We start from the raw sequence: 25,182 nt of genomic DNA on the forward strand, positions 1-25,182 counted from the left end.
ATCAGCATGGGCGGTACCGTCCAGCAGGTTTCTGTGCTGGATCTGGAGGAAAGGCCTGCGGCGTTTCCTCGCGTCTTGTGGTCGTAACTTTGCTTGTCGGTTTAGGCGTTTGGCGTTATTTGATGCAAATCAAAGTTGGGTTCAGCTGTTCGGCTGTAGGCCAGTTGGACAGATGAACGCGACGCCATACTTCCAGCCCGGCTTGTGAAGTGGCGAAAAAAGTCGCCCGGGGCTATAATAACCGGGCATCCAAGGAGGGTCCGTTGGACTATACTGCTCAGCTCGATACAGCGATTGCCAGGCTGCATGACGAAGGACGTTATCGGACCTTTATCGATATTGAACGTCGGAACGGTCATTTTCCGCATGCGGTACGGACTTGTCCCGATGGTTCGCAGCAGAACATCACCGTGTGGTGTGGCAATGATTATTTGGGCATGGGTCAGAATCCTGTTGTTTTGGAGGCCATGCACGAGGCGGTGGAGGCCGCAGGCGCAGGCTCGGGCGGGACGCGCAACATTTCAGGCACGACAGTCTATCACAAACGGCTGGAAGCTGAATTGGCGGACTTGCACGGCAAAGAAGCCGCACTGCTATTCACCAGTGCCTATATCGCCAATGACGCGACACTCAGCACTCTGCCAAAATTGTTCCCCGGCCTGATTATATATTCCGATGCACTGAACCATGCGTCGATGATCGAAGGCGTGCGCCGCAACGGGGGTGCCAAACGCATCTTCCGCCACAATGACGTGGCACATCTGCGTGAGTTGCTTGAGGCTGATGACCCTGCAGCCCCCAAGCTGATCGCGTTTGAGTCGGTCTATTCGATGGATGGCGATTTCGGACCCATTGAAGAGATTTGCGATCTGGCCGATGAATTCGGTGCTTTGACCTATATTGATGAGGTTCACGCGGTTGGCATGTACGGCCCCCGCGGCGGGGGCGTAACCGAGCGTGATCGGTTGGCGCATCGCATTGACATCATCAACGGAACGCTTGCCAAAGCCTATGGTGTCATGGGCGGCTACATCGCGGCGAGTGCCAAGATGTGTGACGCCATCCGGTCCTATGCGCCGGGCTTTATCTTCACTACCTCGCTGCCACCTGCGGTTGCGGCAGGGGCGGCAGCCTCGGTGGCCTATCTCAAGCGCGCGCCTGAACTGCGCGAGCAGCACCAGACCCAGGCCAGCATTCTTAAGCTGAGGCTGAAAGGACTTGGCATGCCTCTGATTGATCACGGCAGCCACATTGTGCCGGTGATCGTTGGCAACCCAGTCCACACCAAGAAGTTGAGCGATATGCTGCTGGATGACTATGGTATCTATGTGCAGCCAATCAATTTCCCGACCGTTCCGCGCGGCACCGAACGTCTGCGGTTTACGCCATCTCCGGTGCATGGACCCGACGAAATGAACCGTCTGGTGCAGGCGATGGACGAACTTTGGTCACATTGTGCGCTAAATCGCGCCGAACTTGCTGGATAACCTCACGCTAAAGTGTGCAACGAGTTTGCTGCGTGTTAAGCTTACGCTAACAAAAGAAGCGGACGAATCGTTATAGGGGCGATTCGACGTTTGCGCGTAACACGCGACAGGCAAAGATGGGGCAGCAGGAATGATTGGGCGCAGATCACAGCGCGATTCCGAAGAAGACATGGACGTCAGACCCAAGGGTTTTGATGACTATGAGGTACGGCTTGGCGATGTCATGCGCGGCGAACGTGCAACGATGGGCAAGTCGCTTCTGGATGTGCAGCGTGAACTGCGAATCAAAGCCAACTACATCGCCGCCATCGAAAATGCAGATCCTGATGCCTTTGACACACCCGGCTTCATCGCCGGGTATGTGCGTTCATATGCCCGCTATCTGGGCATGAACCCCGATGAGACTTTTGCGACCTTCTGTCAGGAAAGCGGTTTCGAGGTTGCGCATGGCATGTCGGCTGAGGCGTCGGTGGTCAAAAAGGCGCAAGGTGGTGTGCCCTCACGCGGGCCGATGGGACGTGATCCGTTTGTCTCGCCCAATACGCCTTATATACCGGGCCGAGAATCCGTAGTCAGCCAGATTGAACCGCGTGCTATTGGATCGACGCTGGTGCTGTTGGCCGTCATTGGCGGCATCGGTTATGGGGGCTGGTCGGTTCTGAACCGCATTCAGCAGGTGCAGGTCAGCCCGGTTGAGCAGGCCCCCGTCGTGCTTACAGACCTTGACCCGCTGGATGCCGCACAGGCCCGGCCCGAGGCAACGGAACTGGCCAGCGCCGAGGTGCCAAGCTCTGAAGCGCTGGATCGTCTGTATCGTCCGCAGGCGCTTGATGTGCCGGTGCTGGTGGCGCGGGATGCGCCGATTTCCACCCTTGATCCGCGCAATGTCGGAACGTTCCGCGTGCCTGAACCTCCGCAAATCAAAGTGACCGAAGTGCATACGGTTGAACGCCCGGCCTTGCCTCAAGTGGTTGAAAAGCTGGATACGACGCTGAAGATCGTGGCCGTGAACCCTGCTTGGATGCGTGTCACGGCAGCCGATGGCAGCGTGATTTTCGAAGGAACTCTGGGCACCGTTGAGCAGGGCAGCACGTTCGAGGTGCCGCTCACCGAGGAACCCCCGCAACTACGAGCAGGAGCTGCAGGGTCGGTCTATTTCTCGATGAATGGCGAACATTTTGGTCCTGTGGGCGCGCCGGGCACGGTGGCCAAAGGTGTTGTTCTGTCAAAAGATGCCGTTGCAGAAACCTTCGCAGTTGCCGATCTTGAGGCCGATCAGAACAGCGCACTCAAGCAACTGGTGGCCGAGTTGCAGACCGAGGCGGCAGAAGCGCCCACCGAGTGATCTTGGCATTGCTCCCCAAGGGATGGCGAACTATCTAAGGGTCAATTCAGGCTGATCCGGATCGATCCTCATGTCGCTCAATCACGTGCGCCCTTGGCGCAATATCTATCACCGCAAATCCCGCCAGATCATGGTCGGCAATGTGCCCGTCGGAGGTGACGCACCGATTGCCGTGCAGACCATGACCAACACGCTGACCACCGATGTGGCTGCGACCGTGGCGCAGGTGCAGGCGGCGGCCGAGGCGGGGGCGGATATCGTGCGGGTCTCGGTCCCGGATGAGGCCTCGTCAAAAGCGCTGAAAGAGATCGTGCGCGAAAGCCCTGTTCCTATCGTGGCTGATATTCATTTCCACTACCGTCGCGGAATCGAATCCGCCGAGGCCGGTGCGGCCTGTCTGCGGATCAATCCGGGCAATATCGGCGATGAAAAACGGGTGAAAGAGGTTATCAAAGCCGCGCGAGACTACAATTGCTCGATCCGGATCGGGGTGAACGCTGGGAGCTTGGAAAAGCACCTGCTTGAGAAATATGGCGAGCCTTGCCCTGAGGCGATGGTTGAAAGCGGGTTGGAGCATATCCGTATTCTCGAAGACAACGACTTTCACAACTTCAAGATCAGCGTGAAAGCCAGCGATGTATTCCTGTCAGCCGCGGCTTATCAGGGCATTGCCGAGGCGACGGATGCGCCCATCCATCTGGGCATCACCGAGGCCGGAGGGCTGGTCAGCGGCACCATCAAATCGGCCATCGGTCTGGGCAATCTGCTGTGGATGGGCATTGGCGACACGATCCGCGTCAGCCTGTCTGCCGATCCTGTGGAAGAGGTCAAGGTCGGCTATGAGATCCTGAAATCTCTGGGCCTGCGCCATCGCGGCGTCAACATCATCTCATGCCCCTCCTGCGCGCGACAGGGTTTTGACGTAATCAAAACGGTTGAGGCGTTGGAGCATCGCTTGGAACACATCAAGACACCCATGAGCCTGTCGATCATCGGCTGTGTCGTGAACGGTCCGGGTGAGGCGCTGATGACCGATGTCGGTTTCACCGGTGGCGGGGCAGGCTCGGGCATGGTCTATCTGGCAGGCAAAGCCAGCCACAAGATGTCAAACGACCAGATGATTGATCACATCGTTGAAGAGGTCGAAAAGAAGGCAGCAGAGCTGGATGCGGCAGCTGAAGCTGCTGAGTAACAAGGCCTAGGCAACAGGCATTTGCTGTGTTGCGCAGTGAATGCCGCCGCCCAGCTCGCCTAATACGTCGACATTCAATGCAATGATCTCGCGCCCGGGGTAGTGACGAGCCAGGGCCATCTGTGCAATCTCATCGGTTTCGCGGTCTCCGAACTGGGCCATCACGATGCCGCCATTGCAAACATAGTAATTCGCATAAGACGCCACGAATTCGGGATCGTTAACTCGGCGCCTATTGGGTTCAGGGATCACCTCAACCTGCAATCCTTCGGCGACGAGACGGTCATGAGTATCAAGGGCCGCGACATGAAACGGATCATCCATATCCGGCTCGTCTGGCAGGTTGATCAAAACGCGCCCAGGGCCGGTGAAGCGCGCCAGACTGTCGATGTGGTAATCGGTGATATCCTCGCCCCAGACCCCATCAGACCAGACCATGCGGTCGGCCCCGTAGGCTGCCAATAAACGGGATTCAATTTCATTGCGTGACAGGTCTGGATTGCGGTTCTCATTCACCCACGAGCTTTCATGGGCCATGATCAACCCATGACCGTCTTGTTCTACACCACCGGCTTCGCCTTTCAAACCGGTCGGAAGCAGGGGCAGACCAAGATGGTCGGCAACCTTACTGGCGATTTGCGCATCGTGTTTGTGCACCTGTTTCCGGCCCCAGCCATTGAACTGGATATGACTGACCGCAATCCCGCCTCGATTGTCGATCACGAAGATTGGACCTGCGTCGCGGCACCACAAATCTTCGGTTGGAACATCCCAGAGCTCGACTGATGAGTAAAGTTTTTGACGCGCATCCGCATGGTGCTTTGCCGCCGCAAGCATTGTCACAGGTTCAAAGGCGGAAATGGCGTTCGCGATTTCCGCGATGGTTTGTTGCACCATATCCAGAAAGATCTGGTCACGGTAAACTTTGCGGTTGACCGGCCATTGCATGAATGTGCGTTCGTGGGGCGCTTCTTCCGCCGGTACAAAGAAGTTTGAGGTGCGCTGAGCGAGGGCTTGCTTAGACAGGCCCATAAAACTCAGCGCACCTCCAGTGAGTAAGAGGTTCCGTCGATCCATGCTGGAAACCCACAGTGATGACTTAACCCTGTTCTGCCCGAACACCATTTGCGATCTGGAGCATTTGGTCTGCGGGCAGGTACCCGCGCATCATTTCGGTGCCCAGAACAAAGGACGGTGTGCCTGAAATCCGCAGCTTTTGCGCCAGATCGCGGGTTTTTGCGATTTCTTCGGTGACCTCATCGCTGTTCATTGCCGCGATGATCGCGTCGCTGTCCAGACCCAGCCCATCTGAAATCCGGCGCAGGGTCACCTCGGAGGGCTCGCCGCTGAATTCCAGCAGAGCGTCATGGACCTGCTTATAGGCATCGTCTCCGGCCACCTGTTTTGTTGCGATGGCAAAGCGGGATGACGCTACAGAGGCATCGCCTAGGATCGGCAATTCCTTAATCACAAGACGGATATTGCCGTCCTCGGCCAGCAGGGTGGCCACTTCGGGCACGGCGCGCCGGCAGTAACCGCAACGGTAGTCCATGAACTCGACCAGAGTAATATCGCCGTCCGGATTGCCACCGACCCAGCTGTAACCGTCATTAAAAAGCTCGTCAGCGTTGGCCGCGACAAGCTCCTTGTCAGCCTGAGCCTCGGCAACGGCATTGCGTTCCTCAAGGATGTTGATCGCCTCGAGGATCACTTCGGGGTTTTCCAGAAGGTATTCGCGCACCTGTGCGCCAAACTCGGCCTTCTCGGCGTCGCTCATCGCGTTCAATTCCAGCGCCTGCGCAGGACCAGTGATCAGGGAAAGACCCAATAGGGCCGGTGCAGCATGTCTCAGGATCATTTCCGTTTCCTCTTTTTCTTCTTCTTTGCGCGCTCCGAGGCAATCAACACATCCTGTGCCCTTTGCCAACCCGGAGAGCCTTCGGGGAGCTGTGCAACAGCCCGTTTAGCATGTATGCCCGCATCATCAAGTCGGCCCTGCAGCGCATAGCGTTCTGCAGTCACCGCAGACGCCATTCCGTTGTTGCCCACCTGCGAATAGGCAGAACCCAGATCCTGCATCAGCCGGGCATTGCGATAGTCGCGTGCGCGCGCCTTTTCAAGCACTTGCAGGGCTTTCTTCGTCTTGCCATCCGCCAGCAAAGCACGTCCGTAACCGGCGAGGATCAGGGCATTGTTGGGCGCCATATCAACGGCTGCACCGTAGGCATCCACAGCTTCGCGCACGCGCCGGTTCTCCAATAGAATCTGGCCCTTCAATTCATAAAAAAACGGATCGTCAGGGCGAATCTCCAGCGCACCATCGATTGCGGCGCGGGCACTGGCGAGATCGCGATTTTGATGATGGGCCGATGCCTCGCGCATCAGGCGTATGTCACGATCTTTTTCTTCGCCCGCGCGACGCATGGTCCAGGTCGGGGATCGAAGAAAGGCTGACAACTTACCTTTGATCCGCGCGAACCAGTAATCGGCATTTGCGTTTTGCTCTGCCTTGTCGCCGAATTCGTTCAGAAAGGCCTCGGCGGCGCGCAAACGTTCGCGGCTGGTAGGGTGTGAGCGCATGTAGGGGTCTTGATTGACGGGGTTCAACAGCTCTTGCCCCGCGAACTTACGGTGCAGGTTGACCATCCCGCGCGGAGATACTCCCGCCCAACGCAAATAGCTGGCAGCACTTCGATCCGCCGAGGCCTCTTCAGCCCGCGTATGGCCCAGAAAGCTGCGCAGCGCCGAGGCTTGTGTGCCCGCTGCAATTCCTGCTGCAGCTTCTCCGCCACCTGCGGCCGCGGCTGCAAGTGCTAAAAGCGTCCCAAGCTGCGCGTTACGTTGCGCCGCGCGCAGGTTCTCTGAGCGTCTGGCCAAGTGGCCGTTGGCGATGTGCGCGGCCTCGTGTGCGATCACCGCTTGCAGCATCTCGGGCGTATCGACGCTTAGGATCAAGCCATAGTTGATATAGATCGTGTTGTAATCGATCACGAAGGCATTGAACGTACCATCATTGACGATCAGTACGCGCACCCGGTTGGTGTTCAGGCCAGCGGCCCGCAGGATCGGAAAGGCGAGCTCTTGCAGCCCGTGTTCAATGTCGGGATCGCGGATAAGGCTTTGCGCGCTGGCCTGCATGGCGCTGATCGACCATGTCACTGCCAGCAGCAACACGGCCGGGATTGACGCCAGCCGGGATAAGCGTTCAAAAGCCATGGCTGCAACATGGGAGATGGCCATGAGAAACTCAACCCGTTCCGGGGTCGATCCCTTCATCGTGATGGACGTGATGGAGGCCGCGCGCAAGGCGGAAGAAGCCGGGCGGCATGTCGTTCACATGGAAGTAGGTCAACCGGGGACCGGCGCACCCAAAGGGGCAACCGAAGCATTGGCGAAGGCCATGGAACAAGGGCCGCTTGGGTATACGGTGGCTTTGGGTTTGCCCGCTCTTCGTCAGCGGATCGCGCAGATGTATGGTGAATGGTATGGCGTTGATCTCAATCCAGAACGGGTGGTCATCACACCGGGATCATCGGGCGGGTTTTTGCTCGCCTTTACCGCTCTGTTCGACAGCGGTGATCGGGTGGGGATTGGTGCCCCGGGATATCCCTCATATAGGCAAATCCTGAAAGCATTGGGTTTGGTGCCGGTAGACTTGCCGACAGCACCGGAAAACCGGCTGCAGCCGGTGCCCGCCGATTTCACGGGGCTTGATTTGCAGGGATTGATGGTTGCCTCGCCTGCCAACCCGACTGGGACAATGCTGGATCATGCGGCGATGCAGGCGCTGATCGATGCGGCGCACGCGCAGGGTGCATCGTTCATCAGTGACGAGATTTATCACGGGCTGGAATACGAGGCCAAAGCCGTCACTGCGCTCGAGCTGACGGATGAGTGCTATGTGATAAACTCATTCTCCAAATATTTTTCGATGACCGGCTGGCGCGTTGGCTGGATGGTTGTGCCCGAGGATCAGGTACGGGTGGTTGAGCGGATTGCCCAGAACATGTTCATCTGCGCGCCTCACGCCAGTCAGGTGGCCGCATTGGCAGCAATGGATTGTAACGACGAATTGCAGGCAAATCTGGATGTATACCGCCGCAATCGTCTGTTGATGCTGGACGGGTTGCCCAAGGCCGGTTTTACTAATATCGCACCGCCGGACGGGGCGTTTTATGTTTTCGCGGATGTCTCAGACTTGACCGATGACAGCCGGGCATTTGCAGCCGAGATTCTCGACAAAGCCGGGGTTGCCGTGACGCCGGGGCTGGATTTCGACCCGGTGCGCGGGCACACGACGCTGCGATTTTCCTATGCGCGATCGACCGAAGACATTCAGGATGGGCTGGATCGGCTGCAACGTTTTATGGCCAAGCGGGGTGCGATCCCGCAATCGGCCTAAAGCGTTCACAAAGGCGGCGTCATGCGATAGGCTCTGCCTCAAACGATCTCGGGATAACTTGAGGCCATGAGCAGGATTTTCTACGCAATCGCCCTGATCTGGGCGTTGAACGGTGTCGCTGTCGCGCAGGACTTCAGCGCGCTCGCACGCGTCCTTCCGGACCAGAGCGGCATCGTCGATGATGGTAATACCGGCGTAAGGGTCGAACTTGGGTTGACTCAAGGCGTGCCATACCGCGTGTTCACGCTGCGCGATCCATACCGCGTGGTTCTGGATTTCCAAGAGGTCGACTGGTCTGGCCTGAACCGCGAGACCTTCCTACAAACCAGCCGGATCAGCGGTGTTCAATTCGGGGCATACGTGCCCGGTTGGTCGCGTCTGGTGTTGGAGCTGGGCGCTCCGCTGGCGGTGGAAACAGCTGATCTGCGGGTTGATCAGGCGACGGGCACTGCTCAACTATCGCTGCACCTAAAAGGCACTGATTTTGACAGTTTTGCAGCCAGCGCAGGTGCCCCCCGTCAGCCCGGCTGGGATTTGCCGGAACCCGCAGTGACACCGGCACTGCCACGGCGCGACGGTGTGCGGGCGGTACGGGTCATGCTGGATCCCGGGCATGGCGGCATTGATCCCGGGGCAGAATTCGCTGATACAAATGAGAAAACACTGATGCTGACCTTCGCGCGAGAGCTGCGAGAGGCGCTGCTGCGTACCGGCGGTTTCGAAGTGGTGATGACGCGTGTTGACGATCAATTCGTCTCGCTCGAACGCCGTATCTCGCTGGCACATCAGGCCGGGGCCGACGTGTTTATCTCACTGCATGCGGATTCGCTTTCCGAAGGGCTGGCGCATGGGTCGGTCGTGTACACTCTTTCAGAGGAAGCTTCAGACGTTGCCAGTCAAAAGCTGGCCGAACGGCATGACCGGAGTGATTTGATCGCAGGTATTGATCTCAGCGGTGCAGACGATCAGGTCGCTGATGTGTTGCTGGATCTGGCTCGGCAAGAGACTGTGCCACGCAGTAGCGCACTGGCGCGCTCGCTGGTGGATGGAATGACGCAGCAGGGAGGCCCGATGAATCGTCGTCCGCTACGTTCTTCGTCGTTTTCGGTGTTGAAGGCAGCCGATATCCCATCGGTTCTGGTCGAGTTGGGTTTTTTGTCCAGCCCGCGCGATTTCAAGAACATCTCTGATCCAAACTGGCGCGCATCCATGGCGCATGGGCTTGTGCAGGGGCTTGAGAACTGGCGTCGGGACGATCTGGTGAAGCGATCTCTGATCGGACAATGACGCAGCGGCGCAAAACAGCCATTGTAGCCTTTCGTGTTTTGACCCTGCGCGGGGGCGACACTATATAGGCGTCATCGCGAGTAAAAGGCAGTAACGTGATCCGGTTCATTCTTTCGTTCTTCGGGGCAATTTTCAGTCTCGTGACCTTAGGTATTTTTATGGCCGCGCTGGTCGTTGGCGCGGTGTTCTGGATGTATGGCCGAGACCTGCCCAGTCATGAATCATTGGCACAATACAAACCACCGACGATCAGCCGGATTTACTCGGGTGAGGGCCAGCTGATCGACGAATTTGCGCAGGAGCGCCGCCTGTTCACGCCGTCCGAGGAAATTCCCGATCTGGTAAAACAGGCGTTTATCTCGGCGGAAGACAAAAATTTCTATACCCATCAGGGCTATGACCCGCGTGGGATCATTGCTGCCGGGGTCGAGGCCGTGCGCACTAAAGGCGAAACCGTTCGTGGTGCGTCAACCATCACGCAGCAGGTGATGAAGAACTTCCTTTTGTCCGGTGATCGCCGGGCCGAGCGCAAGATCAAGGAAATTATCCTCGCCACCCGGCTTGAGGATACCTTGGACAAGGAACAGATCCTCGAGCTGTATATGAACGAGATCTTTCTGGGCCAGAACTCTTATGGTGTGACCGCTGCAGCGCAGACCTATTTCAACAAAACTCTGCAGGAACTGGCCCCGCATGAGGCCGCGATGCTGGCGGCGATGCCCAAGGCACCATCGGACTACCATCCTGTGCGGCAGAAAGAACGTTTGCTGAACCGCCGCAACTATGTGCTGCGCGAGATGCAACAGAACGGCTATATCGATCAGGCCACCTATGAGACCGAAGTCGAGATGCCTTTGCGTTCGGTTCAGAACGGCGATTTTGAAAGCTTCCGCACTGCACTGCCGCCGCGTGACTATTTCACCGACGAAATCCGTCGCCAGTTGAGCGAGGATTTTGGCGAGGGTGAGTTCTTTACTGGCGGTTTCACCGTACGCGCCTCGGTGGATGAGGAAATGCAGGTCGAAGCGGCGAAAGCCCTGCGCACGGCGCTGCAGAAATACGACCGCTCTCGCGGGCGGTGGCGCGGCACAGGCGAAGTCATCGCCGAGGAGAAGCTGGCGGATGAAGCACAGTGGCGCGAGGCGCTGGCGATCATGGAAATCCCCCGCGACGTGGTGCTGCCGACGCAGTGGTATCCTGCCGTTGTTTTGAACGTGGCCGACCAATCCCTGACCGTCGGGATCGAAGATGGTCCAGCAGATGGCACCATCCCGCGCGAAGACATCAAGTGGATGCAGGGCAATTTCCAGGACAATTTCAAACGCGGCGATGTCATTCTGGTAATGGCTGGCGAAGAGGGGCAGTGGTCTGCCCGTCAGGTGCCAGAAGTGCAGGGCGGCTTTGTCGCGATGGACGTGAATTCGGGCCGTGTTCTGGCGATGCAGGGCGGGTTCTCGTATCAGGATACCGTGTTTAACCGCGCCACTCAGGCACAGCGCCAACCCGGGTCGAGCTTCAAACCGTTCGTTTATGCAGCGGCGCTAGACAGCGGATACAGCCCCGCAACGATCGTTGTGGATGCGCCGATTGAAGTGAATACACCGCAGGGCCTGTGGCGTCCCAAAAACTCGACGAACAAGTTTTATGGTCCGACCCCGTTGCGTACCGGGATCGAACAGTCGCGGAACCTGATGACCATCCGTCTGGCGCAAGAAGTCACAATGCCCGTGGTCGCAGGCTATGCCGAGCGGTTTGGCGTTTATGACCGGATGGGTGCGTTCCTTGCGAACTCGCTAGGGTCTGAAGAGACTACGCTGTACAAAATGGTCGCTGCCTATGCGATGTTCGCCAATGGTGGCGAGCGGGTTGAACCCACACTGGTTGACCGTATTCAGGACCGGTTCGGCAAGACCATCTATCGCCATGACGATCGCCAGTGCGTCGATTGTAACTCTAGCTGGCTTGAGCCTGATGAATCGCCCACGATCCTCACCGATCGCAGCCAGGTCATGGATGCCATCACCGCCTACCAGTTGACGTCGATGATGAAGGGCGTGGTTGATCGCGGCACTGCATCACGTGTTGTGAACCTGCCCGTGCCCACAGCGGGCAAGACCGGCACCACGAACGAATCCAAGGATGCGTGGTTCATCGGTTTCACCTCAAATATCGTGGCCGGTTGCTACATCGGTTATGACCGCCCGCGCCCGATGGGCCGAGGGGCCTACGGCGGCACCTTGTGCGGTCCTGTGTTCCAAAGCTTTATGGAAAAAGCAGTCGAGAAATACGGCGGTGGCCCGTTCGAGGTGCCTCCGGGTGGCCATTTCATCAAGATTGACCGTTTCAGCGGCGCGCGCCTGCCAGAAGACGCGAGTGGAGAATATGTGGTCGCCGAGTATTTCCGTGATGGCGTGGATGGTTTTATCGATCGCGTCTATGACGGTGGCTTCGCGATGGGATCTGACCTACCGTTGTTTGAAGAGGCAAGTTCGGGCCGTCAGGTGACCACCTCAACCGGGGATACGATCACGGTTGGCCCCAATGCCAGCCAGGGCGATCTGCAGGGCGGCGGGCTTTACTGATCCGCCCAAGTTTCCCGGCTCAGTCGTCTTGTGGTGCCTCGCACCTCTTGCTATCACGCACACCTGATTGAGCAAGTTGGGACCTGACCATGCGCGCCGAAACCCAGAATATCGTGGCGGAAATCGAAAAGTCGCTGGAGCTGCTGGCGCAGCGCATGGACTATGAAACAGCGCCGCACCGGTTGGAGGAATTCAACGCGCGTGTTGAAGATCCGAACCTGTGGGACAATCCCGAGAACGCGCAGAAATTGATGCGCGAGCGGCAGTTGCTGGTCGATGCCATCGAGACCTACGAATCTATCAAGACCGATCTCAGCGACAATATTGAGCTGATCGAACTGGGCGAGATGGAAGAGGACGAAGAGGTCGTGACCGACGCCGAAGAAGCGATCAAAAAGCTGCAGACCAAGGCCGCAAAGAAAGAGCTTGAGGCGCTGCTTGATGGCGAAGCGGACGGCAATGATACCTTCCTTGAGATCAACTCGGGCGCGGGCGGTACGGAAAGCTGCGACTGGGCCTCGATGTTGGCGCGGATGTATGTCCGCTGGGCCGAGAAAAAGGGCTATACGGTCGAACTGCAATCCGAGACAGCGGGGGAAGAGGCGGGGATCAAGTCCGCCGCCTACAAGATCACTGGCCACAATGCCTATGGCTGGCTGAAATCGGAAAGCGGTGTGCACCGTTTGGTGCGTATCTCTCCGTTCGACTCGGCGGCCAAGCGGCATACCTCGTTCAGTTCGGTCTGGGTTTATCCTGTGGTGGACGACAATATCGAGATCGAGGTGAACCCATCGGATATCCGCGTTGATACCTACCGGTCCTCGGGCGCGGGCGGTCAGCACGTGAACACGACGGACTCGGCCGTTCGGATCACGCATATTCCAACCGGAATCGTGGTGACCAGTTCCGAGAAATCGCAACACCAGAACCGAGATATTGCCATGAAGGCGCTCAAGTCCCGGCTGTACCAGCAAGAGCTGGATCGCAGAAACGCCGAGATCAACGCCGCCCACGAAGCAAAGGGTGATGCGGGCTGGGGCAACCAGATCCGGTCTTACGTGCTGCAGCCCTATCAGATGGTCAAAGACTTGCGGACCAATCACGAGACATCGGACACCAAGGGTGTGCTGGATGGCGATCTGGATGGTTTCATGGCGGCGACACTGGCCCTGAATGTCTCAGGCAAAAGCCGGTCCGAGGCACAGGGCGAGGGCTAATTGCGGCAGTCCCTGACCTCGGCTATGAACCTGATCAAGGGCCACTGGCAATTGATCGCAATTGTCGCGTTGGTGTTTGTGTTCTGGAACACGATGCTGATGCTTCCGTTGAAAATCCTGGTTGTGTTCCTGCATGAGCTTTCGCATGCAGGTGCCATTATACTGACCGGTGGTTCGGTTGAAAGTTTCTCGGTCTCTCCACAACAAGGTGGTCTGGTAATTGGCCGAGGAGGCAATCGGTTTGTCAGTCTGTCAGCGGGATATCTTGGGTCCTTGATGCTTGGGATGGGCCTGCTGATGATCGCCCTGCGCACCAATGCCGATCGGGCTGCGCTTGGTCTCTTTGGGGGAGTCATGCTGATTGTTGCGCTCCTGTATATCCGGGAACCGTTTGCCATGGCGTTCAGCGCGGGCTGTGGAGCGGTGCTGCTGGCCACCGCGTGGTTCCTGAACCGCAACCTGTGTGATCTGATTCTACGGGTCATCGGGCTGACCAGCATGATCTACGTTCCGTTTGACATTTTCGATGACACGATCCGACGCGCGGGATTGCGATCAGATGCATATATGCTGGCTGAAGAATTCGGCGGAACCACCATGATGTGGGGCGGGTTGTGGCTGGTGCTTAGTCTGGTGATGATCGTCTTTGGTCTGATGAATGTGCTGGGCCGCGACAGCAATGTGCGGATCGACCTCAGGATCAGATGATGCGCGCTCTTGCGCCGCTCTTCTTCGCGAAATTCTAAAAAGATACATTTAAACAGTGGCTTTAAATGGTCCGAGCACGTCGCTAGGCTGATGACGAGCAGCCAAAGGACCAACCCGCATGGATTTGACCAGAGCATCCGCGACGGACCTTCTTGACGCCTTATCCCGCCGACAGCTTTCAGCTGCAGAACTGATGCGCGCGACGCTGGAACGGATCGCCCAGGTGAACGGTGAGGTAAACGCGATTGTCGCGCTGCGGGATGAAAACGCTTTGATGGCCGAGGCGCGGGCGGCGGATGCCGCGTCACCTCGCGGCGCGCTGCACGGGTTGCCGATAGCGGTGAAAGATCTGGTAAATGTGGCAGGGATCACTTCGACGCAGGGTTCGCCATTGTTCAAGGATCATGTGCCGCAAACTGACGATCTGCTGGCCGCCCGGCTAAGGGCTGCTGGGGCAATTCTGATCGGTAAGACCAACACGCCGGAATTCGGACTGGGTTCGCACACGTTCAATCCTGTCTATGGTGCAACACGCAACCCTTATGATCCCACGAAAACCTGTGGAGGTTCGTCGGGCGGTGCAGCAGTGGCGTTGGCGACGGGAATGCTGGCGCTGGCGGACGGCTCGGACATGATGGGCAGCCTGCGCAACCCGTCCGCATGGAACAACGTATACGGGTTCAGGCCAAGTTGGGGGCGCGTTCCGTCTGAGCCAGTGGGGGACGGTTATCTGCATCAGCTTTCAACTCTGGGGCCTATGGCGCGCAGCCCTGAAGACATCGGGCTATTGCTTGACGTCATATCCGGCCCCGATCCAAGGATGCCATTAAACACAGAGGTCGAGCGCGTGTCGCCCGTTCAAGCGGCTGATCTGACAGGGATGCGCATAGGCTGGTTGGGCGACTGGGGCGGGGCGTTTCCGTGCGAAGAGAGTATCCTCGCGCTATGCCGCGATGCGTTGCACGTTTTCGAAGAACGCGGTGCGCGCGTTGAGGCGCTTGCACCACCGTTTGACGCGGACCTGATCTGGGACAGTTGGATTACTCTGCGCTCCTGGTCAGTGGCCGCAGGGTTGGAGCCTTTGGCCAAGAAGAAATCATCACTCAAAGATACCGCGCAATGGGAGTTGGAGCGCGGCCTGGCGCTCAGCGCGATGGATGTGCACCGGGCCAGTGTGAACCGGTCTGACTGGCACAAGCGGGCGGTGGAGCTTTTCGAAGACTATGACGCCTTGGTGTTGCCCGCAGCGCAGGTCTGGCCGTTCGAGCTCGAAACGCCGTACCCAACCGAAATCAAGGGGCAGGGGATGGATACCTACCATCGCTGGATGCAGGTCGTGACACCCGTCAGCCTTTTGGGGTTGCCCTGTCTGGGTGCGCCTGTCGGTTTTGGAGCACAAGGGCTGCCGATGGGAATGCAGCTGTTCGGTCCGCGTGGTGCAGATGCGCGGATCTTGTCGACTGGGGCGGCATATCATTCTGCAACGCTTTGGCCTCAGAAACGACCCGCCATGTAGAACAACCGCCCGGGAGGAGAAAACAAGAATGGACAAACCCTTTGGTGTGCCGACGCTGAAACCCGTTGATACCGCGATGCTGAAAGAAGCGTTACGCCGAGCTTGGCAGGATTATCGCCGCGCGCCGCTTTTCGGACTTCTGTTCGCAGGCTTCTACGTGCTGGCCGGGTGGCTGATGGCGTGGGTCACGCTGCAGACGGGAACGTCGTTCTGGCTGGTTTTGGCCGCGATCGGCTTTCCCCTGATCGGGCCGTTTGCTGCCGTGGGATTATATGAGGTCTCGCACCGGTTGGAACTGGGCGAGCCGTTGAATCCCGGTGCGATATTCGGCGTGGTCATACAGCAAAGCCGAAGGCAACTGCCGTCGATCTGCGCCATTATCGTGGTGATCTTTCTGTTCTGGTTCTTTCTGGGCCACATGATCTTTGCGCTGTTCATGGGGCTGTCGACGATGACCAATATTTCAACATCATTTGAGGTGTTCCTGACCCCGAATGGGCTGAGCATGTTGGTACTGGGCACACTGGTCGGGGCCGTATTTGCAATCATTCTGTACATGATCACCGTGCTGTCGATTCCTATGCTGCTGGATCGTGAGCTGGATTTTGTGACCGCGATGATCACCAGCTTTGCCTATGTCAAAGCGAACATGGGTGTGATGCTGGCGTGGGGGGCCTTCATCGCGATCATCACTTTTTTGGCGATGATCCCTTGGTTCCTGGGCCTGTTTATCGTCCTGCCTTTGCTGGGGCATGCCAGCTGGCATCTTTATCGCTTGATCTTGGACAACGATCCGTCCGGGGTTGCTCAGCCGACACCCTCTTAAATCTGTCCGTTTAAGTCAGGCCCTGATGAATTGTGCGCCTTTCGGGCCGATTGCAGTGCTGCGGACAAATCATGCCCAAGGTGATGCAGCGTAAGCCGTCTTACATCGGATCCACTGCCACCGGCCAACCGATACACATAACCCGACCATTCCTGAGGTGCCCATTCAGGCGGAAGGTTCAGAACCATCATTCTGCAATCCTGTGCGCCGGGCCGGGACATCAATGCGCAGACTTGTCCGCCGATGTGAGAAACGATGCCCTGAACCTCACGCATGGGCGCGGAGCATTTCGGCATATGCGACAAGGGTTCATAGCTGCGCAGCAAGGTGCAATGCCGAATGCGGCGCATAAACAGTAGCCGGTGAAGTGTTGGTTCGCGTCGGTTTGGTGAGGCCTCAGCGGCGTGATAAAATCCGGTCGCCATAGTTTTTTCTGACCCGGTGACGAGAAATCGATCGATGATTTCTGATGCGGGATGAGCGGCGACCGGTTCTATTTCATCCAAAGGTTTCAGCAGGATACGCGCGTCGATATCGAAGAATCGACACATCCGGTCCAGCACATCCGGCCTGGGAAAACTTTCACCTGACAGATAGCGATTAAACTGAGTTCGATTGATACCCAATTGGCGGCAAAGCTCTGAAACCGACCGATAACTGTTTGCGAGCTGCCTAAGGTTGGCTCCGAACATGCTGCGCAATTCTGCGGGGCTGCGATTGATGTCGGTCACTTCTGTCCCAGATTTCCGTTTGTATCTTCAGCAAAAACAGGTTTGCGGCGGCACAGCGGCCGCGCAGTATTCAGAAATCGTAAAGTTGACCCCAACGGGCGCTGCAAAGCGCCTCGCTACGCTTCACAGGCTAGTCTGATGATAAGCAAAATCAATAGGCTTTCAGCCTATTTGCATGATCTTTTTCATGCTGTTGCTCATATTTGATGAACGCATTAAGCCTTTTTGAGGTTAGCAGGGCACAATGGCCAAGCAGGCCGCCGCCCCGAGAATGAATTCAGTCCCGGGGCGGAAATGGGGCTTAGTCACCGCGCAACAGGGCTGCAACTCCGGTACGGGCGATTTCAATCAAGCCAAGAGGGCGCATCAGATCGGCAAAGGCATCGATCTTGTCCGGTGCACCGGTGATCTCGAAGATGAACGAATTCAGCGTACTATCGACGACATTGGCCCGGAAAATGTCGGCCAGTCGCAGGGCTTCGACCCGTTTATCGCCTTCACCCACAACCTTTATGATCGCCAGCTCGCGCTCGACCGAAGCACCTTCGACGGTCAGATCATGCACGTCACGGACCGACACGATGCGTCCAAGCTGCGCCTTGATCTGCTCGATCACTTGCGGGGTGCCGGTGGTGACGATGGTAATTCGGCTGAGATGCCCGGTATGGTCAACCTCAGCAACCGTTAGACTTTCAATATTATAGCCACGACCCGAGAACAGACCAATTACGCGGGCCAGAACCCCCGGTTCGTTTTCAACCAGCACCGCGATCGTGTGTTGTTCCTGCACGTCCGAGAATGTCGGGCGTAGGTTATATGCAGAATGGCGGGTGGAGCCTTTGACGATGTTTAGCGGAGTCATTGATAGACCTCATCTTGGACATAAGTTTCTTCGGGCTTTCGTAGCGCAGAGATCAGCGCTTGGAGGCAAACTACGCAAGCCAGTATTAGGATCGGGGCAAACACGAGGCGCAAAGACAATATCTCGGTCATCTTGAAAAGCACCATATGTGTTGCTGGTCCGATACCGATCCACATTGCGGCGGCCAGTACCAGACGCCATGGAGAAGTTGTCAGGACGCCAGCTCGAAGCAGGAACAATGCAACGATTGCAAGCAGCCCAGATTCATAGAACCAGAAGTACGGTGTAGACATGGAAATACCCAGAAAGAGCACCGCTACCCGCAAGTCAAAACCTACCCTTGGGCTGCGCCATGCAACGAAGACTGCAATTCCAGACAACACTGTCAGAGTCCATTGCATCGCAAGCGCGAGCGTTTCTGGCACACCTATGCTGGCCAGCAAGGAATAAGGGCTAAGCATCAGCGTATTGAGATGGATGGATTCTCGTATCTCTTCAAAGTGGACGCCCATCATGTTGCGCATTTCGGTCCAATATTCAACGCCAACGACCAGGGTGGCCAGAACGGACAAGACCACCGTCGTGACCGTTGCTGATATGATCGTTTTCCACGCACCGCTTGCCAAAAGCGCAAGCGGTATGAGCAGGCCGAGTTGGGGTTTAAGCGTCAGCAATCCAATAAAGAACCCTGCCAGCACGAAGCGGTCGTTCTTTAGCGCCGCTAGTGCGGCCAGAAGGCCTGCTGCCCAAAGGGTTGTGGTCTGCCCCATATACAAGTTTGGCAACATGGCGGGGGAGAGTGCAAAAGCAAACCAAACCGGTACAATTCCGCAGGAAAACGGTCGCACAGCAAGAAGCATTGCGACAATTGAGATCGCCGTGAAAATTGCCCAAGCCGGAGAAAACGACAATGCCCCGAGTGGTTGGAGTGCGACAAGGAACGAGGGAGGATAAGACCAAGGCATCCAATCGTCTTCCTTGGACGCTTCGTGTATTTCCGACAATCTGTCGATATCAAATGCCGCAAGCGGTTCGCCTAAATGCGCGAGGTGACCTGCAGCCCAGAACACCTTGAAATCAACGGATAACGCCATTTTTCCTTGATCAACAACGGCATACCAGCCTGTGCCGACCCAGAACAATATCAACGCTAGAACGAAGAGTGGAACCATGAGCCCCACTTGCCAACCGCGACGGCCGGCGAATATCGACAAATTCTCTTCCGGGCTCGAAGCTCTGGCTGAGAACTGACTGCTGAGATCACGCATGATCTAACCCTTTTTCATGTCACGTGCGGCGACCTTAGCTCCGGCATTTGACCTAGATGTGGCAAAGCGGTGCTCAAACAAGCACAGCTCCACCAGCTTGGATAACACCTTGCGTTTCGGCTTCGCCCAGCAGCATCTCATTGTGGGCCTTGCCCGATGGGATCATCGGGAAGCAATTCTCGTGCTTTTCGACCACGCAGTCGAAGATGATCGGACCGTCGTAATTGATCATCTCCATGATCGCGTCGTCCAGATCAGCTGGGTCGGAACAAAGAATACCCTTTGCGCCGAAAGCTTCTGCGAGTTTAACGAAATCGGGCAGGGCCTCGGACCACGAATGCGAATAGCGTTCGCCGTGCAGCAGCTCTTGCCATTGGCGCACCATTCCCAGCCGCTCGTTATTTAGGATGAACTGCTTCACGGGCAGGCGGTACTGCGCGGCCGTGCCCATTTCCTGCATGTTCATCAGCCACGAGGCCTCACCGGCCACGTTGATGACCAGCGCATCGGGATGTGCCATTTGCACACCGATCGAGGCGGGGAAACCATAGCCCATGGTGCCCAGACCGCCCGAGGTCATCCAGCGGTTGGGGTCTTCAAAACCCAGGTATTGCGCCGCCCACATCTGGTGCTGTCCAACCTCGGTTGTGACATAGCGGTCGTATTTCTTCGTCAGCTCTTCAAGCCGTTGCAGCGCGTATTGCGGCTTGATGGTCTTCTCGCTGTTTGTGAAGGCAAGGCAGTTGACCTTGCGCCATTCGTTAATCTGGTCTTGCCACTGCTTGATATTGGCAGCGTCTGTTTTGCGACCGCGTGCTTTCCAGACTTTCAGAATATCCTCAAGCACGTGGGCAACATCGCCAACTATTGGAATGTCGACACGGATAACTTTGTTGATCGACGACGGGTCGATATCTACATGGGCTTTGATTGAGTTCGGCGAGAACGCATCGATCCGGCCGGTGATACGGTCATCAAATCGCGCGCCGATGTTTATCATCAGATCGCAATCATGCATCGCCATGTTGGCCTCGTAGAGCCCATGCATCCCAAGCATGCCGATCCAGTTTTCGCCCGAGGCCGGATAGGCCCCAAGCCCCATCAGAGTCGAAGTGATCGGAAAGCCGGTTGCATCCACCAGTTCGCGCAGCAGCTGGCTGGCAGCTGGACCAGAATTGATAACGCCACCACCGGTATAGAAGACTGGTTTCTTCGCGGTCTCGATTGCTGCAACAAGTTCCGTGATTTCTTCCAAATCGCCTTTCAATACCGGCTGATAATGGGAAGTTGACGGTTTCGGCGTTGTATACTCTCCCGAGGCAAACTGAACGTCCTTCGGAATATCGACCAGCACGGGGCCGGGGCGACCCGATGTGGCCACATGGAAGGCTTCGTGCATAGTCGCCGCCAGCGAGTCGGTATCCTTCACCAACCAGTTGTGCTTGGTGCAGGGGCGGGTGATGCCCACGGTGTCGGCTTCCTGAAAGGCGTCAGAGCCAATCATGAAGGTCGGAACCTGACCGGTCAGAACAACGATCGGAATTGAATCCAACAACGCATCGGTCAAGCCGGTCACGGCATTGGTCGCGCCAGGACCGGATGTGACCAAGGCAACGCCCGGCTTGCCGGTCGAGCGGGCATAGCCTTCGGCAGCATGTACCGCACCTTGCTCATGCCGTACCAGAATGTGACGGATGTCATTTTGCAGAAAGATCTCGTCATAGATCGGTAGGACGGCGCCACCTGGGTATCCGAATACCGTGTCCACGCCCTGATCCTTGAGGGCCTGAACAACCATCTTTGCGCCGGTCATCTCACGTGTCATCTGCTTTGCTCCGTTCGCGACATGTGTCTTGCGTGTTGCCAAAAAAAAGCCCCCGAGATTTTCGGAGGCGCATGGGTTCGATTATGGTTTACCGTTACCGGCCCATGCGCGTGTTTCCTACGATTACGACTAGCGCTTTCATCGCCAGAGGCTCCTTCTTTGCGTGCAGGGACATTATGGTTGAGGGGAAGGGGCGTCAACAGGCAAATACAAAAATATTGTAAGTCCGGGCTTGTGGGATTTGATATTTTGTTGCGCAAAATGACGCAGATCGAGAAATATCCGCGAAAATTCGCCGTAAATTGGCGTGCGATCGGGCGATCAACAGTGGTCTGATTGCGTCAGGCCTATGTCTGAAACAGACCAGAGCAGCGCCCGATGCTGAGGCAGGCTGGTGAAAACAGCGCTAAATCGGGAGGTCAGACATGCTGCACGATCTTGTGGATCTGGGGCGCTATCCGATCGATCGGCCTGATTCATACGGGTACAGGCAGCTGATCGCGGACCTGAGGCGGGACCTGGAAGTTGATGGATGCGCGGTCCTCCCCGGCTTTGTGCACGAAGATGGCCTTGGGAAACTGATCGCTGAGGCCGATCACGTCGCTCCCAAAGCGCATCGATCGTTCAATCGCACGAATGCCTATTTTACGCAGGATGATCCCAGTTACGGGATCGGTCATCCAATCCGACGGTTTTATGACCGATCCAACGCCTTTGTTCCGGCTGACAACTTCCCTGTCACAAGCCCGCTGCGGCGTATTTATGAGTATGAAGGTTTCATGCCTTTCATCCGCATGGCTTTGAACGAGCCGGAGGATCGGTTCTTCCGATATGATGACCCGTTGGCGGATGTGATCATCAATGTGGTCGAGAAGGGAGGCGGCTTTCCGTGGCATTTTGACACCAATAATTACACCGTGACGCTGGCAATCCAGAATGGCGAGGAGGGCGGTGCATTCGAATACGCACCCAATCTGCGGACCAGTGAAGACGAGAATTTCAAGGGCGTCGCTGCGATTTTGGATGGCAGCAGGAGGGGTGTACACCAACTGGAACTGCAACCGGGTGACCTGCAGATTTTCAAGGGGCGCTATGCCTTGCACCGGGTTGCGCAGGTCGAAGGACAACGGAAACGCTATGTTGGTATCTTTTCGTTTGTCGAAACCGAAGGCATGTGTGGTGGGGTGGAGCGGACCCGTCAACTCTATGGCCGTGTGCTGCCGCATCATTATGAGCGTGAAGGGTTGCGGGGTGATCAACTGCTTGACTGATATGTGCTAATCTCGGGCCCGAGGTTGGAAAGGGCTGTTTTGATGCAGATATTACAACTTACACCATTTGTCCTTTGTTCTTCTTTGGACGCGCAGATTGAGTTCTACACTCGGCGGCTTGGGTTTTCCTGCACATTCAGGCAGGACAATTATGCCTTTTTGCGCCGTGATCCTGTGGCGATCCGATTATTGGAAAGTCCACCGCGTCAGGATGGGCGCGCATTGGGGGATGAGCAGTCGTTCTATGTTGACGTCAAAGGAATCGACAGCCTGTTCGAAAGCCTGCGCCCCAGGTTGGAGGAGCTGCCTGAAGGGCGGGTGCGCCCGCCATTCGATCAGCCCTATCAGCAGCGCGAATTTCATGTCCTCGATGAAGACGGTACTTTGGTGTTCTTTGGTGAAGATATCAGTGAACGCGGCAGCGGGTAGTGCTCCCGCCCGACTTCAATGTGCCGTTGGCACATCTCCTTCGGTTGGGCCGGGCAGCGCGTTTCGCGCTGCGGTCATAGCCCGGGGCTGGTGCCCTGCAGGACGCCATGCTCCAGGGCATAGCGGGTCAAGCCGGCGGTGGAGGAGATGCCAAGTTTGCGCTTGATGTTCTTGCGATGCGTCTCAACTGTGCGCACCGAAATGTCCAGCGCCAGTGCCACCTCTTTGTTGGATTTACCCTGCGCCAATTCCAGCAGGATTGTCTGTTCCCGGCCGGTCAGCGCCTCGCGCGTGTTGCCGTCCTTGGGCTCCAGCGAGCCGCTGGCCCCGGTACAAAGATACCGCTCGCCCCGCATCACTGCATCGATGGCTTGCTTGATCTCTTCGGTGGGAACGTCCTTGAGGATATAGCCTTTGGCGCCGTGGCTGAGCGCGGTTGAGATGTATTCGGGACTGTCATGCATCGACAGGATCAGAACGCGGGTTTTGGGCAGGCGCTCTAAAATGATCTCGGTGGCGTTCAACCCGCTCAGGCCGGGCATGTTGAGATCCATCAGGATCACGTCCGGCTGCAGGTGGGTTGCTCGATCGACAGCTTCTTGTCCGTTGGAAAGTGTGCCGACAACTTCGATCTCATCATAGCTTTCCAGCAGAGACTGAATGCCTTCGGCGACCATGGGATGATCGTCGACAATAAGGACCCGGATGATTGAGTCGGACATCAGATACCGGCCTTTCGTTTTGGCGTTGGGTCTTCCTGTGGTGGCAGCATATGACTGAGCGGCAAGCTGACCTCAATCACGGTGCCGCTACGCCCGCCGCGCGATGAGAGGATGCGTAAAGTGCCGTCAAGCTGTTCGATCCGTTCCTGCATGTTGCGTAGCCCGATTCCGGTGCTGACATGGCCTGGTTCGTTCCGCAACCCGCGACCATTGTCCGTAATCCGCATCGTGGCGCCTTTCTTATGACCCCGCAGGTCAATGGTAACACGGGTTGCTCCCGAGTGGCGCTCGATATTGGTCAGGGCTTCCTGCGCAATACGGTAGAGGGCAATCTTGCTGTCTTGATCCAATCGGTTTCGGAACACCACGGTTGAGAAATCGGTTTCAATACCCGTGCGTTCACTGAAATCGTCGGTCAAAGCCTTGAGCGCTGGCCCAAGCCCCAGATCATCCAGAACACCCGGACGCAGGTCGCGGCTGATGCGGCGAACCTCGGTGATGGCGGTTGCCAGATTGTCGATACCTGTTTGCAATGGTTCCTGCGCCGACACGTCGTCCCCGCGGATCAGACGTCGTCGGGCGTTGTCCAGTGCATAGCGTACGCCAACCAGAATCTGGCTGATGCCGTCATGCAATTCGCGGGCGACGCGCCCGCGCTCTTCTTCCTGAGCGTCCAGTACCCGCTGTGTCAGTTCCTTAAGCTTGGCATCAGCCAGCCGCCGTTCGCGGAAGTTCAGCAACATGCCCGAGGCAAAGACGATCAGAACAGCGGCCAGAACAATGCCTCCGATATAAAGGAAGGTTCGCTGCACGCGCGCCTCAACCTCAGCCCGGGCATTGGCGACGGTGGCGACGATGTCATCGATGAACACACCCGTGCCCACCACCCAGCGCCAGTCCTGCAGGCCAACAACATAGGCGATCATCTGAGCCTCTTCACCGGTCGATGGTTTTTGCCACATAAAGCTGTGCCAGCCTGCACCCTGTCGGGCGAGCGTGATAAACTCATCCACAATCGGGGTGCCATCGCTGTCGGTCAGATCGGCCCAGTTGCGATTGATGAATTCGGTCTGGCGCGGGCTGACGAGGTTGTTGCCGTCATAGTCATAGACAAAGAAGAACCCGTCCTTGCCGTAAATCATCGCCGACAGAATCTGGGTCACGAGGTTTTTTGCGATTTCGTCATCCGGGGAGGCGCGACCGTAAATATAGGCAAACCCGTTCCGCGCCTGGGTCACGTAATTACGCAGCTCTTCTTTTTTGGCTTCGATCAGGCGGCGCTCGAGGGCCTGTATCTCACTCTCGGCGGTCGCGCGCGATTCATAAGCGACCACCATTGCAATGGCCGCAACCGCTGCGATCAGCGGGATTGCGGCAACCAGCGACAGTTTTTGCGCATAGGTTAGCGAGATTAGGTTCCGGATTCCTCCCATGTTCGAATCGATACGCAAGCTGCCGGCAAATTGCAAAAAATTTGGAAGAACACATTGCTCGGCCACAGTGATTTGGGCG

Annotated in this window: 21 protein-coding genes; 12 read left to right on the forward strand and 9 right to left on the reverse strand. The window is 57.0% G+C overall.

The window, feature by feature from the left end:
• The first annotated feature begins 263 nt into the window (after positions 1–263).
• From hemA to ispG, 3 genes are all read left to right on the forward strand, one after another.
• Positions 264–1,487 carry a 5-aminolevulinate synthase gene (gene hemA / locus ACR0AH_RS01670; protein ID WP_170403046.1) on the forward strand — a complete coding sequence of 408 codons (1,224 nt, stop codon included), beginning with the start codon at positions 264–266 and terminating at the stop codon, positions 1,485–1,487.
• Between the two features lie 130 nt (positions 1,488–1,617).
• The gene (locus tag ACR0AH_RS01675; protein WP_480590052.1) at positions 1,618–2,832 is read left to right on the forward strand and encodes a helix-turn-helix domain-containing protein; all 1,215 of its coding nucleotides are present in this window, start codon (positions 1,618–1,620) and stop codon (positions 2,830–2,832) included.
• A gap of 70 nt (positions 2,833–2,902) precedes the next feature.
• On the forward strand, positions 2,903–4,024 hold the full coding sequence (gene ispG / locus ACR0AH_RS01680) for a flavodoxin-dependent (E)-4-hydroxy-3-methylbut-2-enyl-diphosphate synthase (RefSeq protein WP_480590054.1): 1,122 nt from the start codon (positions 2,903–2,905) through the stop codon (positions 4,022–4,024).
• 6 nt (positions 4,025–4,030) lie between these two features.
• On the opposite strand, the gene ACR0AH_RS01685 is transcribed toward ispG, so the two are convergent.
• The 3 genes from ACR0AH_RS01685 to ACR0AH_RS01695 all read right to left on the reverse strand — a co-directional run bounded on the left by ACR0AH_RS01685 (position 4,031) and on the right by ACR0AH_RS01695 (position 7,264).
• Complete coding sequence (locus ACR0AH_RS01685) at positions 4,031–5,056, reverse strand: agmatine deiminase family protein (RefSeq protein ID WP_480590056.1); 1,026 nt, start codon at positions 5,054–5,056, stop codon at positions 4,031–4,033.
• A 67-nt stretch (positions 5,057–5,123) separates the two neighbouring features.
• Positions 5,124–5,882, reverse strand: coding sequence for a DsbA family protein (locus ACR0AH_RS01690; protein WP_170396556.1), 759 nt, complete (start codon positions 5,880–5,882; stop codon positions 5,124–5,126).
• Positions 5,879–7,264, reverse strand: a complete 1,386-nt coding sequence (locus tag ACR0AH_RS01695) for a M48 family metalloprotease (RefSeq protein ID WP_170733497.1) — start codon at positions 7,262–7,264, stop codon at positions 5,879–5,881. The genes ACR0AH_RS01690 and ACR0AH_RS01695 overlap by 4 nt, the downstream gene beginning before the upstream one ends.
• Here ACR0AH_RS01695 and ACR0AH_RS01700 point away from each other — a divergent pair.
• The 7 genes from ACR0AH_RS01700 (at position 7,263) to ACR0AH_RS01730 (ending at position 16,562) form a co-directional block, all read left to right on the forward strand.
• Positions 7,263–8,426 carry an aminotransferase class I/II-fold pyridoxal phosphate-dependent enzyme gene (locus ACR0AH_RS01700; RefSeq protein WP_170733354.1) on the forward strand — a complete coding sequence of 388 codons (1,164 nt, stop codon included), beginning with the start codon at positions 7,263–7,265 and terminating at the stop codon, positions 8,424–8,426. The two genes, ACR0AH_RS01695 and ACR0AH_RS01700, sit on opposite strands and share 2 nt — an antisense overlap.
• Before the next feature lie 66 nt (positions 8,427–8,492).
• Positions 8,493–9,713 (forward strand): N-acetylmuramoyl-L-alanine amidase, encoded by a 1,221-nt coding sequence (locus ACR0AH_RS01705; RefSeq protein WP_170626681.1) that lies wholly within the window; start codon positions 8,493–8,495, stop codon positions 9,711–9,713.
• A gap of 95 nt (positions 9,714–9,808) precedes the next feature.
• Positions 9,809–12,295, forward strand: a complete 2,487-nt coding sequence (locus tag ACR0AH_RS01710) for a penicillin-binding protein 1A (protein ID WP_480585332.1) — start codon at positions 9,809–9,811, stop codon at positions 12,293–12,295.
• Positions 12,296–12,384: 89 nt separating this feature from the next.
• The gene (prfB, locus tag ACR0AH_RS01715; protein ID WP_170396566.1) at positions 12,385–13,512 is read left to right on the forward strand and encodes a peptide chain release factor 2; all 1,128 of its coding nucleotides are present in this window, start codon (positions 12,385–12,387) and stop codon (positions 13,510–13,512) included.
• Positions 13,513–14,220, forward strand: a complete 708-nt coding sequence (locus tag ACR0AH_RS01720; protein WP_480590059.1) for a M50 family metallopeptidase — start codon at positions 13,513–13,515, stop codon at positions 14,218–14,220. It abuts the gene before it with no gap.
• A gap of 118 nt (positions 14,221–14,338) precedes the next feature.
• The gene (locus ACR0AH_RS01725; protein WP_480590061.1) at positions 14,339–15,736 is read left to right on the forward strand and encodes an amidase; all 1,398 of its coding nucleotides are present in this window, start codon (positions 14,339–14,341) and stop codon (positions 15,734–15,736) included.
• Positions 15,737–15,764: 28 nt separating this feature from the next.
• On the forward strand, positions 15,765–16,562 hold the full coding sequence (locus ACR0AH_RS01730; protein WP_170663664.1) for a DUF2189 domain-containing protein: 798 nt from the start codon (positions 15,765–15,767) through the stop codon (positions 16,560–16,562).
• On the opposite strand, the gene ACR0AH_RS01735 is transcribed toward ACR0AH_RS01730, so the two are convergent.
• From ACR0AH_RS01735 to ACR0AH_RS01750, 4 genes are all read right to left on the reverse strand, one after another.
• Positions 16,559–17,254 carry a helix-turn-helix domain-containing protein gene (locus ACR0AH_RS01735; RefSeq protein WP_170404700.1) on the reverse strand — a complete coding sequence of 232 codons (696 nt, stop codon included), beginning with the start codon at positions 17,252–17,254 and terminating at the stop codon, positions 16,559–16,561. The two genes, ACR0AH_RS01730 and ACR0AH_RS01735, sit on opposite strands and share 4 nt — an antisense overlap.
• A 340-nt stretch (positions 17,255–17,594) precedes the next feature.
• Positions 17,595–18,155: an acetolactate synthase small subunit gene (gene ilvN / locus ACR0AH_RS01740; protein WP_170396580.1), complete on the reverse strand. Its 561-nt coding sequence runs from the start codon at positions 18,153–18,155 to the stop codon at positions 17,595–17,597.
• Positions 18,152–19,327, reverse strand: coding sequence for a glycosyltransferase family 87 protein (locus tag ACR0AH_RS01745; protein WP_480590063.1), 1,176 nt, complete (start codon positions 19,325–19,327; stop codon positions 18,152–18,154). Before ACR0AH_RS01745 ends, ilvN begins: the two co-directional genes overlap by 4 nt.
• Before the next feature lie 169 nt (positions 19,328–19,496).
• Positions 19,497–21,248 carry an acetolactate synthase 3 large subunit gene (locus ACR0AH_RS01750; protein ID WP_170733348.1) on the reverse strand — a complete coding sequence of 584 codons (1,752 nt, stop codon included), beginning with the start codon at positions 21,246–21,248 and terminating at the stop codon, positions 19,497–19,499.
• 425 nt (positions 21,249–21,673) lie between these two features.
• Between ACR0AH_RS01750 and ACR0AH_RS01755 the strand changes: the two genes are divergently transcribed.
• Together ACR0AH_RS01755 and ACR0AH_RS01760 are read left to right on the forward strand one after the other, a co-directional pair.
• Positions 21,674–22,519, forward strand: a complete 846-nt coding sequence (locus tag ACR0AH_RS01755; RefSeq protein WP_480590065.1) for a HalD/BesD family halogenase — start codon at positions 21,674–21,676, stop codon at positions 22,517–22,519.
• A 42-nt stretch (positions 22,520–22,561) separates the two neighbouring features.
• Positions 22,562–22,948, forward strand: a complete 387-nt coding sequence (locus tag ACR0AH_RS01760; RefSeq protein ID WP_480590067.1) for a bleomycin resistance protein — start codon at positions 22,562–22,564, stop codon at positions 22,946–22,948.
• Positions 22,949–23,022: 74 nt separating this feature from the next.
• Here ACR0AH_RS01760 and ACR0AH_RS01765 read toward each other — a convergent pair whose 3' ends face one another.
• Positions 23,023–23,670, reverse strand: a complete 648-nt coding sequence (locus ACR0AH_RS01765; protein ID WP_170396590.1) for a response regulator transcription factor — start codon at positions 23,668–23,670, stop codon at positions 23,023–23,025.
• Positions 23,670–25,103, reverse strand: coding sequence for a cache domain-containing protein (locus ACR0AH_RS01770; RefSeq protein ID WP_170646315.1), 1,434 nt, complete (start codon positions 25,101–25,103; stop codon positions 23,670–23,672). Before ACR0AH_RS01770 ends, ACR0AH_RS01765 begins: the two co-directional genes overlap by 1 nt.
• Positions 25,104–25,182: the final 79 nt, after the last annotated feature.

This window comes from Ruegeria sp. AM5, from assembly GCF_056540645.1.